At 72.6% G+C, this 17,543-nt stretch carries 13 protein-coding genes; 7 read left to right on the top strand and 6 right to left on the bottom strand.

Translation table 11 applies throughout. The annotated features are described in order from the left end of the window. Nucleotides 1-42 precede the first annotated feature (42 nt). From ACZ6IM_RS16200 to ACZ6IM_RS16185, 4 genes are read left to right on the top strand one after another with little or no spacing between them, the layout of a single operon-like run. Nucleotides 43-2,172, top strand: coding sequence for a hydantoinase/oxoprolinase family protein (locus tag ACZ6IM_RS16200; protein ID WP_469557104.1), 2,130 nt, complete (start codon nt 43-45; stop codon nt 2,170-2,172). Next, the gene (locus ACZ6IM_RS16195) at nt 2,169-2,795 is read left to right on the top strand and encodes a hypothetical protein (protein ID WP_469557102.1); all 627 of its coding nucleotides are present in this window, start codon (nt 2,169-2,171) and stop codon (nt 2,793-2,795) included. Before ACZ6IM_RS16200 ends, ACZ6IM_RS16195 begins: the two co-directional genes overlap by 4 nt. A gap of 3 nt (nt 2,796-2,798) precedes the next feature. Beyond that, complete coding sequence (locus ACZ6IM_RS16190) at nt 2,799-4,079, top strand: TRAP transporter large permease subunit (RefSeq protein WP_469557100.1); 1,281 nt, start codon at nt 2,799-2,801, stop codon at nt 4,077-4,079. 25 nt (nt 4,080-4,104) lie between these two features. Then, nucleotides 4,105-5,109, top strand: a complete 1,005-nt coding sequence (locus ACZ6IM_RS16185; protein WP_469557098.1) for a twin-arginine translocation signal domain-containing protein — start codon at nt 4,105-4,107, stop codon at nt 5,107-5,109. Between the two features lie 81 nt (nt 5,110-5,190). Here the strand turns inward: ACZ6IM_RS16185 and ACZ6IM_RS16180 are convergent, their stop codons facing one another. Together ACZ6IM_RS16180 and ACZ6IM_RS16175 are read right to left on the bottom strand one after the other, a co-directional pair. After that, entirely contained in the window at nt 5,191-6,762 is a 1,572-nt protein-coding gene (locus ACZ6IM_RS16180; protein WP_469557222.1) for an MDR family MFS transporter, read from the bottom strand. Between the two features lie 94 nt (nt 6,763-6,856). After that, a complete protein-coding gene (locus tag ACZ6IM_RS16175) occupies nt 6,857-7,498 on the bottom strand; it encodes a TetR/AcrR family transcriptional regulator (protein WP_052841226.1) in 642 nt (213 codons plus the stop codon). A 502-nt stretch (nt 7,499-8,000) separates the two neighbouring features. Between ACZ6IM_RS16175 and ACZ6IM_RS16170 the strand changes: the two genes are divergently transcribed. Next, a complete protein-coding gene (locus tag ACZ6IM_RS16170) occupies nt 8,001-10,391 on the top strand; it encodes a phosphoketolase family protein (RefSeq protein WP_052841228.1) in 2,391 nt (796 codons plus the stop codon). Continuing rightward, nucleotides 10,388-12,760 carry a glycoside hydrolase family 65 protein gene (locus tag ACZ6IM_RS16165; RefSeq protein WP_052841230.1) on the top strand — a complete coding sequence of 791 codons (2,373 nt, stop codon included), beginning with the start codon at nt 10,388-10,390 and terminating at the stop codon, nt 12,758-12,760. Before ACZ6IM_RS16170 ends, ACZ6IM_RS16165 begins: the two co-directional genes overlap by 4 nt. A gap of 27 nt (nt 12,761-12,787) precedes the next feature. Here ACZ6IM_RS16165 and ACZ6IM_RS16160 read toward each other — a convergent pair whose 3' ends face one another. Continuing rightward, complete coding sequence (locus tag ACZ6IM_RS16160) at nt 12,788-13,246, bottom strand: hypothetical protein (protein ID WP_469557096.1); 459 nt, start codon at nt 13,244-13,246, stop codon at nt 12,788-12,790. A 356-nt stretch (nt 13,247-13,602) separates the two neighbouring features. Here ACZ6IM_RS16160 and ACZ6IM_RS16155 point away from each other — a divergent pair, with 356 nt between their 5' ends. Then, entirely contained in the window at nt 13,603-13,884 is a 282-nt protein-coding gene (locus tag ACZ6IM_RS16155; RefSeq protein WP_052841234.1) for a hypothetical protein, read from the top strand. 44 nt (nt 13,885-13,928) lie between these two features. On the opposite strand, the gene ACZ6IM_RS16150 is transcribed toward ACZ6IM_RS16155, so the two are convergent. The 3 genes from ACZ6IM_RS16150 to ACZ6IM_RS16140 form a co-directional block, all read right to left on the bottom strand. Beyond that, complete coding sequence (locus tag ACZ6IM_RS16150; RefSeq protein ID WP_052841237.1) at nt 13,929-15,191, bottom strand: arginine deiminase; 1,263 nt, start codon at nt 15,189-15,191, stop codon at nt 13,929-13,931. Between the two features lie 54 nt (nt 15,192-15,245). Then, entirely contained in the window at nt 15,246-16,700 is a 1,455-nt protein-coding gene (locus ACZ6IM_RS16145; protein WP_052841239.1) for a basic amino acid/polyamine antiporter, read from the bottom strand. Nucleotides 16,701-16,768: 68 nt separating this feature from the next. Then, nucleotides 16,769-17,533, bottom strand: a complete 765-nt coding sequence (locus tag ACZ6IM_RS16140) for a sulfite exporter TauE/SafE family protein (protein WP_052841242.1) — start codon at nt 17,531-17,533, stop codon at nt 16,769-16,771. Nucleotides 17,534-17,543 lie beyond the last annotated feature (10 nt).

Below are 17,543 nucleotides of genomic sequence, written 5' to 3'. Positions count from 1 at the left end.
CGCCCGCGCGTGGACCGACCCAGCACAAGGAGGTGCCCGGACATGACCACCCACCGCATCCGCGTCGGCATCGACGTGGGCGGAACCTTCACCGACGCCGTGGCGGTCGACGCCACGACGCTCCGGCTCGTGGGCCAGGTGAAGGTCCCCACGAGTCACCATCACGAGGACGGTGTCGCGCACGGCATCGTCGAGGCGCTCGACCGGCTGCTGAAGCAGACCGGACACGCACCCGCCGACGTGGCCTTCCTGGCACACGGCACCACCCAGGCTACCAACGCCCTGCTGGAGGGCGACGTCGCCACCGTCGGCCTGCTCGGCATCGGCACCGGCGGCGGAACGTACTTCACCCGCAGGCTCGCCACCCTCGCCAAGCTCGAACTCACCCCCGGCAAGCGGCTGCCGCTGCACTACGCGCACGTGCCCGACCCCGAGGACGCGCCCGCCGTACGGGCCGCCGTCGAACAGCTCACCGCCGCCGGCGCCCAGGCCCTGGTGGCCAGCGAGCCCTTCGGCGTCGACCGGCCCGAGGGCGAGGAGGCGGTCGCCGAGGCGGCCCGCGCCACCGGCCTGCCGACCACCGCCGCGCACGAGATCACCTCCCTGTACGGGCTGCGCAAACGCACCCGCACCGCCGTCGTCAACGCGGCGATCCTGCCGCGCATGCTGGCCACCGCCGACCTCGTCGACGCCTCCATCACCAAGGCCGGTGTCACCGCGCCGCTGATGGTGATGCGCTGCGACGGGGGAGTGATGTCCCTGGACGAGATGCGCCGCAGGCCCCTGCTGACCGTGCTGTCCGGGCCGGCCGCCGGGGTCGCCGGGGCGCTGATGCAGGAACGGGTCAGCGAGGGCGTGTTCCTGGAGACCGGCGGCACCTCGACCGACATCAGCGTCGTCAGGCGCGGCAAGGTCGCGGTACGGCACGCCGTCCTGCTCGGCCGGGCCTCCTACCTCAACGCCCTGGACGTCCGTACCGTCGGCGTCGGCGGCGGCTCCATGGTGCGCGTCTCGGGTGGCCGGGTCACCGGCACCGGACCGCGCAGCGCGCACATCGCCGGGCTGCCGTACGCCTGTTACGCCGACCCGGCCGACCTGCGGGACGCCAAGCTGACCACGATCAGTCCGCTGCCCGGCGACCCCGCCGACTACGCCGTCCTGGACGCGGCGGGCGGCCGGTTCGCCCTCACCATGACCTGCGCCGCCAACGCGCTGGGCCGGGTCCCCGAAGGGGACTTCGCCCACGCCGACCCCGACACCGCCCGCGCCGCGCTGGCCCCGCTCGCCGCCGCCCTCGGCACCGACGTGCCCACCGCCGCCGCCCGGCTGCTGGACGCCGGCACCGACCAGGTGAAGGCCGTCGTGGACGACCTGGTGCGCGAGTACCGCCTCGACACCGACACCGCGGTCCTGGTCGGCGGGGGCGGCGGCGCCGCCTCGGTCACCCCGCACCTGGCCGCCTCCTCCGGCATGACCGGCCGCATCGCCCGGCACAACGAGGTCATCAGCCCCATCGGCGTCGCCCTCGCCCTGGTCCGCGAGCAGGTCGAGCGGATCGTGCCGGGCGCCACCCAGGAGCAGATCCTCGCCGTCCGCGCCGAGGCCGAGCGCGCCGTGGTCGAACAGGGCGCCGCCGCCGACGGCGTCGAGGTCGAGGTCACCGTCGACCCGCAGACCAACGTCGTACGCGCCATCGCCACCGGTGCCACCGAACTGCGCACCCAGGACCGGGCCCACCGGGCCGACGACGCCGAGCGCCTGCGGCTGGCCGCCACCAGCCTCAAGACCGACCCGTCGAAGGTGCACGTCCTCGCGGGCACCCCCGCGCACACCGTCTACGGCACCGAGGTCCACCGCCGCTTCCGGCCCGTCCGCCACCCGGTGCGGGTCGTCGACGCCGACGGGGTCGTACGCCACCACGCACCCGACGCCCGGGTCGAGGCGACCACCGTCGCCGCCGCCCCCGAGGTGCTCGCCAAGCTGGTCGCCGAGAACACCTCCTACGGCGACGGAGGCGTCCGCGCCCCCGCCGTGCGGCTGCTGCTCGGCTCCCGCATCGCCGACCTCTCCGGCGTCCTGGACCCGCAGCCGCTGCTCGCGCTGGCCCGCAGCGAACTGCGCTCCCGCGCCGCCGACGAACCGGTGGTCGCCGTACTGGAGGTGCGCGAATGACCGTGTCACAGGCGCCGGTGACGGCCGGCCTCGCCGCCACCGACGACATCGGCTGGGCGGTGCGGCTGCTGGCCGCCACCCCCACCCACGAGCACCGCGACCCGGAGCTGCTGTGCCGGTGGGCGAGGGCGGCGGACGCGTTCGGTTCCGCCCTCGCACCCGTGCCGTGCGAGGCCCGGATAGTCGAGCGCGACGGCGGCCTCGAACTCGGCCTGCTCGCCCGGTACACCTCCAGACCGCCCACCGTCGAGCTGTACACCGACACCATCGAACGCGCCGAACGGGTCGTCGACACCCGTGGCTGGCGCGACTGGTACCCGCCCGGCTCCGTACGGGCGGCCGCCCTCGCCCACGAGGCGGTGCACGTCCACCTGCATCACGGCCCCGCGAAGGCCGAGCTGAAGCGCGCCCTCGGCCACAGCGCCCTGCGCCTGGGCCGGCTGCGCGTCCCCGGTCATGTCGCCGGGGCCGAGGAGGTGGCCGCGCACGCCTACGCCCGCACCGTCTGCGGACTTGGCCGCAGCCCTCTCCTGCTGACCGCCGCCCTGGCCGCCGAGACCGAGGCCGGGACGGCATCCGGGACCACCCCACCACCCGCACGTGACGCAAGAAGAGAGAACTGACCCATGGGTGTCGTCATCCTCCTCGTCATGGCGGCCGGCGTCGCCGCGATGCTCACCCGCAAGCTCCCCACCGCCTTCGCGCTGGTGCTGCTCGCCGTGGTCATCGCCTTCCTCTCCGGCGCGCCCCTGACCGGCAAGAACAGCGTCCTGGACACGGTGCTCCAGGAGGGCGCCCCGGCGCTCGCGGCGACGATGGTCGCCATCATCCTCGGCTCCTGGCTCGGCAAGCTGCTCGACGAGACCGGCATCGCCGGCACCCTCGTGCGCAAGATCGTCGAGTTCGGCGGCGACCGGCCCACCGTCGTCGCCCTCGGGGTCCTCGCCGTCTCCGCGCTCGTCGGCACCGTCACCGGCTCGGCGCCGGCCGCGATGCTGGCCGGCATCATCGGCATCCCCGCGATGGTCGCCGTCGGCGTGCCCAAGGTGACCGCCGCGGGCACGGTGCTGATGGGCATCGCGGTCGGCGTCCCCTTCGAACTGCCGGTCTGGCAGTTCTTCTCCACCGCTCTCGACCTGCCCGTCGACACCGTCCGCGGCTTCATGGTGAAGCTGTTCCCGTTCGCACTGGTCGCCGCCGTCGCCTACGTCGTCATCGAGAACCGGCGGCGCGGCACCGAGCACGCCTGGTCGCTCAAGTCGGTCTCCGCCCGCCCGGTCCCGCGCCGCGAACGCCTCGGCGACGCCCCCTGGTATGCGCTGCTCGCCCCCGTGGTCCCGCTGGTCCTGGCCCTCGGCCTGGACGTGGCCATCATCCCCTCGATGCTGGCCGGTGTGCTCTACGCGCTGTTCACCACCACCCGGCCCGGCGAGATGAACAAGCGGCTGCTGCGCACCCTGTACGGCGGCTTCGAGGTGGCCGCGGCGCCGCTGGCCCTGTTCGTGGCCATCGGCATCCTGCTCGCGGCCGTCAAACTCCCCGGCGCGGTCGACGCGCTGGAGCCGCTGATGAAGGCGGTCAGCCCGCAGAACCCGGTGCTCTTCGTCATCGTCTTCACCGTGCTGGTGCCGCTGTGCCTGTACCGCGGCCCGCTCAACGTGTTCGGGCTCGGCGCGGGCATCGCGGGCGTCCTCATCGCCACCGGCATCTACCCGGCCGTCGCCGTCCTCGGCATGGCCACCTCGTACAACCAGGTCTTCGGCGTCGCCGACCCGACCAGCACCCAGACCGTGTGGGCCGCGCAGTACGCGGGCGTCAGCCCACAGCAGGTCATGGTCCGCACCCTGCCCTACGTGTGGCTGGTCGCCCTGGGCGGCATGTGCGTCACCGCCGCCCTGTACCTGTGACATCCCCCCTCACCCAGGAGTCGACATGCACGAGCCGCACCTCGACCGCCGTCTGTTCCTGAAGGGCACGGCCGCCACCGGCGCCGCCCTCGCGCTGGGCGCCGCCGCCGTGCCCACCGCCTCCGCCGCGCCCGGCGGCTTCCCCGACTACACCTACGTCCGCACCCTGCTGACGCCGTCCCAGCTCGCCTACAACCCCACCGGCGAGATCATCTTCCCGACCGTCCGCGGCGTCTACGACCGGCTGCCCGCGAGCGGCCGGCTGGGCCGCTACTACCTCTACTACGCCCCGCACGACGCCCCCGGCGGCATCTGCCTGGCCTACGGCGACTCCCTGGAGGGCCCCTTCACGGAGTACCCGCACAACCCGATCGTCTCCCACCAATGGTCGCCGCACTACTCCGTCAGCCACGTCTCCTCGCCGCACGTGATGTGGCACGCGGGGAACAAGGAGATGTGGCTGTACTTCCACGGCGAGAACACCACGACCAGGCTCGCCCGCTCGTTCGACGGCATCCACTTCACCTACGACAAGGTCGTGCTGAACACCTCGATGCTGCCGTCCGGCACCACCGAGACCTCCTACGCCCGGGTCTTCCCGCACGAACTGCCCTCGCGCGGCGCGCACTACGTCATGGTCTTCATGCTCAACAACACCACCAACCACCGCGACATCGGCTGGGGCTGGTCCGCCGACGGCCGCACCTGGACGTTCGCCCAGGAGCCCCTGGTCCGCCACGGCGACGTCGGCGCGGTCAACGTCGGCGGCCCGCACCTGCTGCACCGGAACAACAGCACGTACGTCGTCTACAACAAGGACAAGGAGAGCGGCGGCGACCTGATGATCACGGAGGTCGGCAACGACTTCTCCCGGCGCGACCACCTCGGTGTCTTCTACAACTCCCGTGCCTCGGCGCCGGAGAACGGCCGCGCGGCCTCCCCGTCCTTCGGCACCGACCACGGCGTCCCGTACATGATCTACGAGGCGGGGGAGCGGCTGGCCGGTTCGATCGCGATGGCCCGCGGCTGACCCCGGGTCCGTCGCCGCACACGGCAGCGGGGCCGCCCGTCCGACCGGACGGGCGGCCCCGCTGTGTTCCCGCCGGGTGCCTCAGGCGACGACCGGGTCCTTGTCGGTCGGCGCCGTGGGGCCCTCGCCGGCCTCCTCGGCCAGGCGCTCCATGCCGCTGGTGGTCTTCAGCGGCTTCTCCTTGATGAACACGACGGCGACCAGCGCGAGCACCGCGAACGGCGTGGCGACCAGGAACAGGTCGGCCGTGGCGACGGCGTAGGCGTGCTCGATGACCGTCCGCATCGGAGCGGGCAGCGTGGACATGTCCGGGACGCTGCCCTCGCCCGAGCCGCCACCGCCACCGGGGACGGTGACACCCGCGTCGCTGAGCCCCTTGGCCGTCTCGCTGGCGACCCGGTTGGCGAGGATCGCGCCGAGAACGCTGACGCCGATGGTGCCGCCCATGCTGCGGAAGAACGACAGCACGGAGGTCGCGGCGCCCAGGTCGGTGGCGGCCACGTCGTTCTGGGCGGCCAGCACCAGGTTCTGCATCAGCATGCCGACGCCGACACCCAGGATCGCCATGTAGAGGCTGAGCAGACCGAAGCTGGTCTTCGCGTCGATCGTGGCCAGCAGCGCGAGGCCGACGGCCATGATCACCGCGCCCGCCACCAGGTACCGCTTCCACTTGCCGGTCCGGCTGATCACCTGTCCGGCGACGGTGGACGACACCAGCAGGCCGAGGATCATCGGCAGGCTCATCAGACCCGCGACGGTCGGCGACTTGCCCAGGGAGATCTGGAAGTACTGCGAGAGGAAGACCGTCCCGCCGAACATGGCGACACCGACCAGGAGGCTGGCGACGGTGGTCAGGGTGACCGTGCGGTTCTTGAAGATGCCGAGCGGGATCACCGGCTCGGGCGTGCGGGACTCGACGAACACCGCCGCGACCAGCAGCAGTACGCCGCCGCCCGTGAGGGCACCGGTCTGCCAGGACGCCCAGTCGAACTCGTTGCCGGCCAGCGACACCCAGATCAGCAGGGCGCAGACCCCGGCGACGATCAGGAACGCGCCGAGCCAGTCGATGCGGGCCTCGCGCTTCACCGTGGGCAGGCGCAGGGTGCGCTGCAGCAGGGCGATGGCGAGCAGCGCGAACGGCACGCCGATGAAGAAGCACCAGCGCCAGCCCAGCCACGAGGTGTCCACCAGGACACCGCCGACCAGCGGTCCGGCCACGGTGCCCACGGCGAAGACGGCACCGAAGATGCCGGCGTACTTGCCCAGCTGGCGGGGAGGGATGACGGAGGCCATCACGACCTGGGCGAGCGCGGTCAGACCGCCCGCGCCGATGCCCTGCACCACCCGGCTGAAGATCAGCAGGCCGACGCCGTGCGAGAAGCCGGCCAGCAGCGAGCCGACTACGAACATGCCCAGCGACAGCTGGAGCAGCAGCTTCTTGTTGAAGAGGTCGGACAGCTTGCCCCACAGGGGCACCGTCGCGGTCATCGCCAGCAGTTCGGAGGTGACGACCCAGGTGTAGGACGACTGGCTGGCGCCCAGGTCGGCGATGATCGTGGGCAGCGCGTTGGCCACGACCGTGCCGGCCAGGATCGCGACGAACATGCCGGCCATCAGGCCCGACATGGCCTGGAGTATCTGCCGGTGGGTCATCGAGGTGGGAGGCGCGTCGGCGGGCGCCTGGGTAGCGGTCACGGCATCTCTTTCGTGTGGTGGGTCCTGATGGGTCGCGAGCCCGGCGCGGAGGCTACGCGGAGGGGGCCGGGAGTCCGGCGGCGAGGAGGGTGAACACCTCGTGGAAGACGTCGAGGAAGGCGGCTTCCTCCTGGTGGGCGGACCAGTGGTCCATGCTGGTGCGCACCGCGGCGCCCGCCACCGCGGCCAGCAGGCGCGGGTAGAGCCCGGGCCCGGCCCCGCCCGTGCCGCCGTCCCCGCGCAGGCGCAGGGCGATGGCGTCGGCCAGGTCCGCCTCGGCCGCCATGTGGGCCCCGACGCCGCGCGCCAGGAGGTGCGGGGAGGCGTGCAGGACCTGGGCGTGCAGTCGCCACAGCTCGTGCTGCTGTTCCGCCTCGGCCAGCTCCGTCGCCATGGCCTCGCGCAGGGCCGCCAGCGGGGAGAGTTCGGCCGGTGCTTCCAGGACGGCGCGCCGCATGCGTGCGCCCGCGTCCGCGTCGATGACCACGAAGGCGTCGTCGCGGCTGTCGAAGTAGTTGAAGAAGGTACGCACGGACACCCCGGCGGCGGCGCTGATCGCCTCGACGGTGACCTTCTCCGCCCCGTGTTCGGCGGCGAGACGTACCGCGGCCTCGGCCAGAGCGGCACGTGTGGCCCGCTTCTTCCGCTCCCGCAGACCGCCCCCCGCGGCACCTTTCTCCGACATAAGTTGCATGGTATGCAAAGATGCACGACATGCAAAATTGACGGCCGACCCCCCCGTGAAGGGATCGGCGCCCGTCGGTTCGCCGCGCGGATCAGCCCGCCGGTCGTGCCGGCGTCCCCTCGAAGGGGACGGTCGCCCGTGCGCCGGGAGCCAGGAACAGCCCGCCACGAATCCGGCGGCGAAGCGGGCCCGCCGGGCCGCCGTACCGGAGTCGAGCGAGAGGTTCGGACAACTCCTGTGTACGACGCCGAAGTTGGGGTAGCCGCTGCACCAGCACGGTCGACACCGGGGTCGGCGCCGGTGACGGCCGTGCTGTTCTCGTCACGCGCCGCCGCCCGCCGCCCCGCGGCAGCCGCACTCCGCGGCACCGGCGCTCCGTGACCCGTTCGGAGCACCACGTGAGCCGAACGGCCCTCTCGGGTACCCGCCCGGTCGGCGCAGGGTTGGGATGTGCACGGGCACTCCGTGCCCGCGCGCCCCGACCGGCTGTCCCGACACGGAAGGACCACCGATGTCCGTCGACACGCAGCAGGCGCCCCCAGAGCCCACCGACGAGGAGCTCGCCGCCCTGGACGCCCACTGGCGCGCCGCGAACTACCTCGCCGTCGGCCAGATCTACCTGATGGCCAACCCCCTGCTGGCCGAACCCCTGCGCCCCGAGCACGTCAAGCCGCGCCTGCTCGGCCACTGGGGCACCTCACCCGGCCTCAACCTGGTCCACACCCACCTCAACCGGGTCATCAAGGCCCGCGACCTCGACGCCCTGTGCGTCTGGGGCCCCGGCCACGGCGGTCCCGCCGTGCTGGCCAACGCATGGCTGGAGGGCTCGTACACCGAGACCTATCCGGACATCACCCGGGACGCGGCCGGCATGGCCCGGCTGTTCAAGCAGTTCTCCTTCCCCGGCGGCGTACCGAGCCATGTCGCGCCCGAGACGCCGGGCTCGATCCACGAGGGCGGCGAACTGGGCTACGCGCTCTCGCACGCCTACGGCGCCGCCTTCGACCACCCGGACCTGGTGGTCGCCTGCGTGATCGGCGACGGCGAGGCGGAGACCGGCCCGCTGGCGACGTCCTGGCACTCCAACAAGTTCCTCGACCCGGTGCACGACGGAGCCGTCCTGCCGATCCTGCACCTCAACGGCTACAAGATCGCCAACCCGACGGTGCTCGCCCGCCTCCCCGAGGGCGAGCTGGACGAGCTCCTGCGCGGCTACGGCCACGACCCGATCCACGTCACCGGCGACGACCCCGCCGCCGTCCACCGCGCCATGGCCCGCGCCATGGACACCGCCCTGGACCGCGTCGCCGCGATCCAACGGGCCGCCCGCGAGGAGGGCGCCGGCGGCCGCCCCCGCTGGCCGGTGATCGTCCTGCGCACCCCCAAGGGCTGGACCGGCCCCGCCGAGGTCGACGGACTGCCCGTGGAGAACACCTGGCGCGCCCACCAGGTGCCCCTGTCCGCCGTCCGCACCAACCCCGAGCACCTCGCGCAGCTGGAGCAGTGGCTGCGCTCCTACCGCCCCGAGGAACTGTTCGACGACGCCGGAGCCCCGCGGCCCGCCGTCCTCGCCGCCGTCCCCGAGGGACCGCGCCGCCTGGGCGCCACCCCCTTCGCCAACGGCGGCCTCCTCCTGCGCGAGCTGCCCATGCCCGCGCTGGAGAAGTACGCCGTGCCCGTCGACGAACCCGGCGCGAGCATGCACGAGCCCACCCGGGTCCTCGGCGACCTGCTCCGCGACGTCATGGACGCCACCACCGACCGGCGCGACTTCCGCCTCGTCGGCCCCGACGAGACCGCCTCCAACCGGCTCCAGGCCGTCTACGCCGCCAGCGGCAAGGCCTGGCAGGAGCGGACGCTGCCCGTCGACGAGGACCTGGACCGGCACGGCCGCGTGATGGAGATCCTGTCCGAACACACCTGCCAGGGCTGGCTGGAGGGCTACCTCCTGACCGGCCGGCACGGACTGTTCTCGTGCTACGAGGCCTTCGTCCACATCGTCGACTCGATGGTCAACCAGCACGTCAAATGGCTGCGCGTCACCCGCCGCCTGCCCTGGCGCGCGCCCATCGCCTCCCTCAACTACCTGCTCACCTCCCACGTGTGGCGCCAGGACCACAACGGCTTCTCCCACCAGGACCCCGGCTTCGTCGACCACATCCTCAACAAGAGCCCCGAGGCCGTACGCGTCTACCTGCCGCCGGACGCCAACACCCTGCTCTCCGTCGCCGACCACGCCCTGCGCAGCCGCGACTACGTCAACGTGATCGTCGCCGGCAAACAGCCCTGCTTCGACTGGCTGACCATGGAACAGGCGAAGGCGCACTGCGCGCGCGGCGCGGGCATCTGGGACTGGGCCGGCACCGAGGACGGCACCCGCGAACCCGACGTGGTGCTCGCCTGCGCGGGCGACGTACCGACCCAGGAGATCCTGGCCGCCGCCCAGCTGATCCGCCACCACCTGCCGGAACTCGCCGTGCGCGTCGTCAACGTCGTGGACATCGCCCGCCTGTTGCCCAGCGGCGAACACCCGCACGGCATGAGCGACTTCGAGTACGACGGCCTGTTCACCGCCGACCGGCCGGTGATCTTCGCCTACCACGGCTACCCCTGGCTGATCCACCGGCTCGCCTACCGGCGCACCGGCCACGCCCATCTTCACGTGCGGGGCTACAAGGAGATCGGGACCACCACCACGCCGTTCGACATGGTGGTCGGCAACGACCTAGACCGCTACCGCCTCGTCATGGACGTCATCGACCGCGTGCCCGGCCTCGCCGTGCGCGCGGCGGCGGTACGGCAGCGGATGGAGGACGCCCGGCAGCGCCACCACGAGTGGATCCGCGAACACGGCGTGGACCTGCCCGAGGTCGCCGACTGGACCTGGGAGGCCCCGCGGTGACCGCGACGCCGTCGACCTGGGACTACGTCCACTACGACGCCGCCGAGGAGCGGCTGCGGGAGTCCCTGTGCACCCTCGGCAACGGCTATTTCGCCACCCGCGGCGCGCTGCCCGAGTGCGCCGCCGACGACGTGCACTACCCGGGCACCTACGTGGCCGGCTGCTACAACCGCCTCACCTCCGCCGTCGCGGGGCGCGAGGTGGAGAACGAGGACATGGTCAACCTCCCCAACTGGCTGCCGCTGCGCTTCAGGACCGCCGGAGGGGACTGGCTCACGCCGGACACGGGGAAGGTGCTCGACCACCGTCAGACCGTGCACCTGGACTCGGGCGTCCTGGAACGCCTCACCCGCTTCGGGCTCGACGGGGATCGCCTGCTGTCCGTGCGCCAGCTGCGCCTGGTGCACATGGCCGATCCCCACCTGGCCGCCCTGCGCACGGAGTTCACCGTCGAGGGCGGCCCGGCCGACCTGGAGGTGGAGGCGGCCCTCGACGGCGGCGTCACCAACGCCGGGGTGCCGCGGTACCGGGACCTCGACGGCCACCACCTCACCCACGTGCACACCGACAGCACCGACGACACGGTGTGGCTGCGCTGCCGGACCCGCACCTCGGACATCCGGATCGGCATGGCCGCCCGCACCACCGCGGACGCGCCGGTCACCTCGGCCCGCGAGCACCTGTGCGTCACCCAGCGCGCCGCCCTGCGCGCCGAACCGGGCCGCACCGTCACCGTCGACAAGGTCGTGGCCCTGCACACCTCACGCGACCCGGCGATCAGCGACCCGCTCCAGGCCGCCGTCGACCGGGTGGCCGAAGCCCCCGGCTTCGACGACCTGCTGGTGACGCACCGTGCCGCCTGGGGCCAGTTGTGGCGCCGCGCCGAACTGGACGTCCCCGGGGAGGCGGGCAGCATCCTGCGCCTGCACCTCTTCCACGTGCTGCAGACCCTCTCCCCGCACACCGCCGACCTCGACGTGGGCGTACCGGCGCGCGGACTGCACGGAGAGGCCTACCGCGGCCACGTCTTCTGGGACGAGCTGTTCGTCCTGCCCTACCTGAACCTGCACTTCCCGGAGGTCTCCCGCGCCCTGCTGCACTACCGGCACCGCCGCCTGGAGAAGGCCAGGGCCGCGGCCCGCGCGATCGGCAGGCGCGGCGCGCTCTACCCCTGGCAGAGCGGCAGCGACGGCCGCGAGGAGACCCAGCAACTGCACCTCAACCCGCGCTCGGGCCGCTGGCTCCCCGACCACTCCCACCTCCAGCACCACGTGGGCTCCGCCATCGCGTACAACGTGTGGCAGTACTGCGAGGCCAGCGGCGACGCCGAGTTCCTGCACACCAAGGGCGCCGAGATGCTGCTGCAGATCGCGCGCTTCTGGGCCGACTCCGCCACCTGGGACGAGCGCCTCGGGCGGCACCGCATCCGGGGTGTCGTCGGCCCCGACGAGTACCACGAGGCCTATCCGGGTGCCGACCGGCCGGGCCTGGACGACAACGCCTACACCAACGTCACCGCCGCCTGGGTGCTGGCCCGCACCCTCGAAGTCCTCGCCGACCTGCCCGAGCCCCGACGCCGGGAACTCGTCGAGCGGACCGCCCTGGACGACGCGGAACTGGAACAGTGGGACAGCGTCTCCCGCACCCTCCACGTCCCTTTCCACGAGGGCGTCGTCAGCCAGTTCGAGGGGTACGGCGACCTCGCCGAACTCGACTGGGCGGGCTACCGCGAGCGGTACGGGGACATCCGGCGCCTCGACCGTCTCCTGGAGGCCGAGAACGACAGCGTCAACAACTACCAGGCGTCCAAACAGGCCGACGTGCTCATGCTGGGCCACCTGTTCTCCCCGGCCGAACTCCGCTCCCTGTTCCGGCGGTTGGGCTACAGCCTCGACGAGCGGACCTGGCAGCGCACCGTCGACCACTACCTGGCCCGCACCAGCCACGGCTCCACCCTCAGCGGACTCGTCCACGGCTGGATCCTGGCCCGCGCCCGCCGCGCCGACGCCTGGACGTACGTCCAGGAGGCGCTCAAGGGCGACGTCGCCGACCTCCAGGGCGGCACCACCGGCGAGGGCATCCACCTCGGTGCCATGGCGGGCACCCTGGACCTCGTCCAGCGCGGCCTGACCGGCCTGGAGACCCGTGCGGGCGCCCTGTGGCTGGACCCGGTACCGCTGCCGGAACTGTCGTCGTACGGGTTCTCCGTGCGCTACCAGGGCCACTGGGGCGTGCGGCTGCGGCTGGAGCACGGCCGGCTGGAGATCGCCGTGCCCGCCGCCGGACCGCTGCCGATCGACGTCCGGCTGCCCGACCGCGAGGTGCGCCTCCAGCCGGGCGACACCTGCCGGCTGGTGCTGCCGGACTGACCGGCAGCACGCCGGCCCGCCGGCCCGTCAGCCGGGCAGGGGGTAGGTCACCGTGCGGGGGGACCCGTCCGGCCTGCCGTCGGTGTAGGTGAGGGTGATCCGGGTGAAGTGCCGTTGGCCCGTGCCCTGTTCCCCGTCCGTCGGCATGTCGAGCCGCACGGTCACCGGGTAGGAGTGGAAGGCGCCCGCGGCGCAGTACGGGTCGCAGTCGTTGACGGCGTTCGTGCCCCGGCCCACGGCGGCCTGCGGGTCCCAGCGGAACCAGCGCAGGGAGACCAGGCGGCTGTTGCCGTCCCCGCAGGCGAGCACGTACGCGTCGGGTCCGATCTGCGGCTGCCCGGAGCAGTCGACCAGCACCGGGTCCTGCGACTGCCGGCTGTGTGCCGCGGGCTGCGCCGACGGCGCGGCGGAGGCCGTGCCCAGGGGTATTGCGAGCGCGGCGGCGGCACAGAGTGTGACCGCTGCCCTCATCGGGTTCCTGCCCATGTCTGCTCCCGCCGTCTCGGGGGCGCTTGTCCGCGCTTTCCCCTTTGCTCCGTCCTTCTCCGTCCTTCTCCGTCCTTCTCCGTCGTTCCGTGGTTCTTCTCCGTTCCGACCGTACGACCGAGTCCGTGAACGCACCACTCGTACGGAGCAGCGGCCCGGGCCCCCGGGGCCCCCGGGGCCCCCGGGGGCCCCGGCCGCCGCGCCGGCCCCGGCCCGCGCGGTTCGTGCGACAAGACGCCGATTGCATCCCCCGGGTGGTGCTCGCCGCGGCCCGCAACCGCCGTCCCCGCCCCGGTGTCTCATGACGTCAAGAACGGCGACCCAACCAGGCGACCCATCACGTGGAGGACCGCGGTATGCACACGACGACTGCTCCGACCGCCGCCGCCCCGACGCACTCGTACGCCCGCGACACGGGCGACTACCTGCTCCAGCCGCCCGACCCCGCCCGGCGCGTCCCCTGCCGTGTCGACCCCGTCGACCTGCGCCGCCTCGACCTGCTCGCCCTGCTGACCGCAGCCGGCATCGCGCCCTCGGCCGGGGACCGGGCCGCCATCGAGCAGCTCAGCGTGCTCCCCGGCAGTGTGCACACGGCACTGCGCCGGTGGCTGGAGCAGGCGTACGGGTTCTGCCGCTGAGGCCCTGCCCCTGACGTCCTGCCCCGCCGTCGCGCCGCAGGGGGTCAGAAGTCGACGGGGTCGCGCACCAGCGGACACGTCATGCAGTGCCCGCCACCGCGCCCCCGGCCCAGTTCCGCGCCCACGATGGTGTGGACCTCCACCCGGGCCTCGCGCAGCAGCGCGTTGGTCAGGGTGTTGCGGTCGTAGGTGAACACCACACCGGGTTCCACCGCGACGGCGTTGTTGCCGCTGTCCCACTGCTGGCGCTCGGAGGCGTAGGCGTCGCCGCCCGTCTCCACCACCCGCAGCTTCGGCAGTCCGAGCGCCTTGGCGACGACGTCGACGAAAGGTGTCGTCCCCTCGTCGACCACGTCGAAGCCGGGGGCCCGGTCGCCGGGGCGCAGCGAGAAGGTGTGCACCGCGTCCATGATGCGGGGGTAGAGGGTCACCACGTCGCGGTCGGCGAAGGTGAAGACCGTGTCCAGGTGCATCGCGGACCGCAGTTTCGGCATCCCGGCGACGACGACGTGCTCGGCGGCGCCGTTGCGGAACAGCGCGGCGGCGACCTGGGTGATGGCCTGCCGGGAGGTGCGCTCGCTCATGCCCATGAGGACGACCCCGTTGCCCACCGGCATGATGTCGCCGCCCTCGAAGGTGGCCTGGCCCCAGTCCCGCTCGGGGTCGCCCCACCACACCGTCGAGCCCTTGAAGTCGGGGTGGAAGGTGTAGATCGCCTTCATCAGCAGCGTCTCGTCGTGCCGTGCGGACCAGTACAGCGGATTGAGGGTGAGACCCCCGTACAGCCAGCAGGTGGTGTCGCGCGTGTACAGGGTGTTGGGCAGCGGCGGCATCAGGTACTCGCGGGCGCCGGTGGACTCGCGGGCCAGCGCGAGGTGCGGGGAGCGGAAGTCCTCCGGCAGGTCGGTGGTGGCGAGCCCGCCGACGAGGTACTCGGCGAGTTCCCGCGGCGAGAGGGTCTCCAGATAGGCGCGGGTCTCGTCGATGAGGCCGATGCCGACCTGGTTGGCGACGATCTTGCGGTCCAGGAGCCACGCCTTGGCCTCCGGAATCGCCATGATCTGCGCGAGCAGGTCGTGCAGCTCCACCACCTCCACCCCGCGCCGGCGCAGTTCACCGACGAAGGCGGCATGGTCGCGCTGGGCGTTCTCCACCCACATGACGTCGTCGAAGAGCAGCTCGTCGGAGTTGGTGGGGGTCAGCCGCCGGTGCGCCAGTCCGGGGGAGCACACCAGGACCTTGCGCAGCCTGCCGACCTCGGAATGGACGCCGAGCGCGGGCGTCGCGGCGCTCTCGTTGCTGGTCACACGGCCTCCTTGGGGGATGCGGTACGAGGCGGGGAAACGAACGGGGGGAATGGCTCACAGGCTGATCCACCCGGCCACCAGGGCGACGAGGCCGAGCACCGCGCCGGTCACGGAGACGGCCAGGACGACGAGTTCCCCGGGCGAGAACAGCCGACGGCCCTGCTCGCGGCGGGCCATCACGAACAGGACGGTCGCCGGGGCGTACACGATGAACGACACCAGGACGAACTTCAGGCCCGCCGCGTACAGCAGGAACGCGGTGTACAGCGTGGCGACGACCCCGACGGCCAGCTCGCGCCGCGAGGTGCGGCCGCCCTCGGTCAGCGGATCGTCCCGGCTGCCGATCCGCACCGCGAAGGCCGCCGCCAGCAGATACGGGATCAGGGACAGGGCGCTGGTCAGGTTGAGCGCGAAGTCGAAGGCGTCGCTGGAGAAGCTGGTGGCGACCAGCACCACCTGGGTGAGCAGCGAGGACATCAGCAGGGCCGGTACCGGCACGTCGGCGGCGTTGGCGCGGCGCAGGAAGCGCGGCATGTCGTCGTCCTTGGCCGCGACGAACAGCACCTCGGCCGCCATCAGCGTCCAGGCCAGATAGGCGCCCAGGACCGACACGATCAGGCCGACGCTGATGAACACCCGGCCCCAGGTGCCGACGGCCGCCTCCAGGACGCCCGCCATGGACGGCTGGCGCAGGTCGGCGATCTCGGCCATCGGCATGATGCCGTACGACACGATGGTCACCGACGCGAAGACGGCGAAGACGCTGAGGAAGCCGAGCACCGTCGCCCGGCCCACGTCGGAGCGGCGCCGGGCGTGCCGGGAGTAGACGCTGGCGCCCTCGACGCCGAGGAACACGAAGACGGTCGCCAGCATGGTGCCGCGCACCTGTGAGAACAGGGAGCCGGCGTAGTCGGCACCGCCGAAGTTGTCCGCGAAGACACCCGGTTCGAAGTACACCAGGGCCAGGACGACGAAGAAGACGATGGGGACGAGCTTGGCCACCGTGACGATCCGGTTGATGGCCGTCGCCTCCTTCACCCCGCGCCGGATCAGCCAGAAGAACGCCCACAGCCCGGCGGAGGACAGCACGACCGCCACGGCCGTGTCCCCGTCGCCCAGCTCCGGCCAGACCGCCCCGGCGGTCGACATGATCAGGACCCAGTAGGTCACGTTGCCCACACACGAACTGGCCCAGTAGCCGAAGGCGGCGAAGAAGCCCAGGTACTCGCCGAAACCCGCCTTGGCGTACGCGTACACACCGGCGTCGAGGTCGGGTCTGCGCACGGCGAGGGACTGGAAGACGAAAGCCAGCGTCAGCATGCCGGTGCCCGCGATCGCCCAGGCGATCAGCGCGCCCGCGACGCCGGTCTCCTCGGCGAAGCGCGCCGGCAGCGAGAACACCCCGGCGCCCACCATCGACCCGACGACCATGGCGGTCAGGGTGAACAGCCCCACCTTCGCGGTGGGCGGGGTCTCGCGGTCGACGTCGGAAGCAGCGGCCTGCGACATGCCGTCCCTCCGGGTGGACCGTTCGATTGGGACCACTGTGCATCAGGTGGGCGCTTCGGGCATCTCGGTCAGCCGTGCAGGGCGAGGTACGGGGCGAGTGCGAACAGCGTCGCGATCAGGACGTACTTCAGCCGGCGCGTGGGCAGCGCGTGGGCGATCCGCCAGCCCAGCAGCACCCCCGCCAGCTCGGGCACGCCGACCAGCACCGCCAGCGGCCAGTCGACGGCTCCCTGGGCCAGGTAACCCACCGTTCCCACCCCGGCGATGACGACGGACTGCGCCTGGGCCGAGGCGAGGGACTCCAGCAGGGGCACGCCCAGGGCGACCAGCAGCGGGACGGTCAGCATCGGTCCGCCGATGCCGACGACCCCGGCCGCGACGGCCACCGCGCCGCCCAGCCCCGCCACCACCGCCGTCGGCGGGTGTGCCCGCGGGGAGGCCGGACGGCGACGCTCGCGGAACCACACCAGGCCCGCCACCCCCGCCACGAACCCCGCGAGCACCAGCCCGAACATCCGCTCGGACACGTACGAGTTGGCCAGGACGCCGAGCGGGGTGCCGGCAACCGCGGTCACGGCCAGGACCAGCGCGGTGTGCCGGGTCCCCGGCTCGCGCAGCTGCCCGGAGCGGGTGTAGGCGGCGGTCGCGAGGACTCCGGTGGCGACATGGGTGACGATGGCCGTCCCGGCGACCTCCGCCGGCGTCAGACCGGTGAGGGCGAACAGGCCGATGGTGGGCAGCACCCCGCCCGGTCCGACGGCGGTGATGCCCACCCCGCCGACCAGACCCAGCAGCCCCAGCGCCACCAGCACGGGCAGACTCGCACCGGCCATCGCCGGCCTC

The organism is Streptomyces sp. NPDC042336, assembly GCF_055581985.1.
The sequence above is the reverse complement of the archived record's forward strand: the minus strand, read 5'-3'. Positions and strand labels throughout refer to the sequence as shown.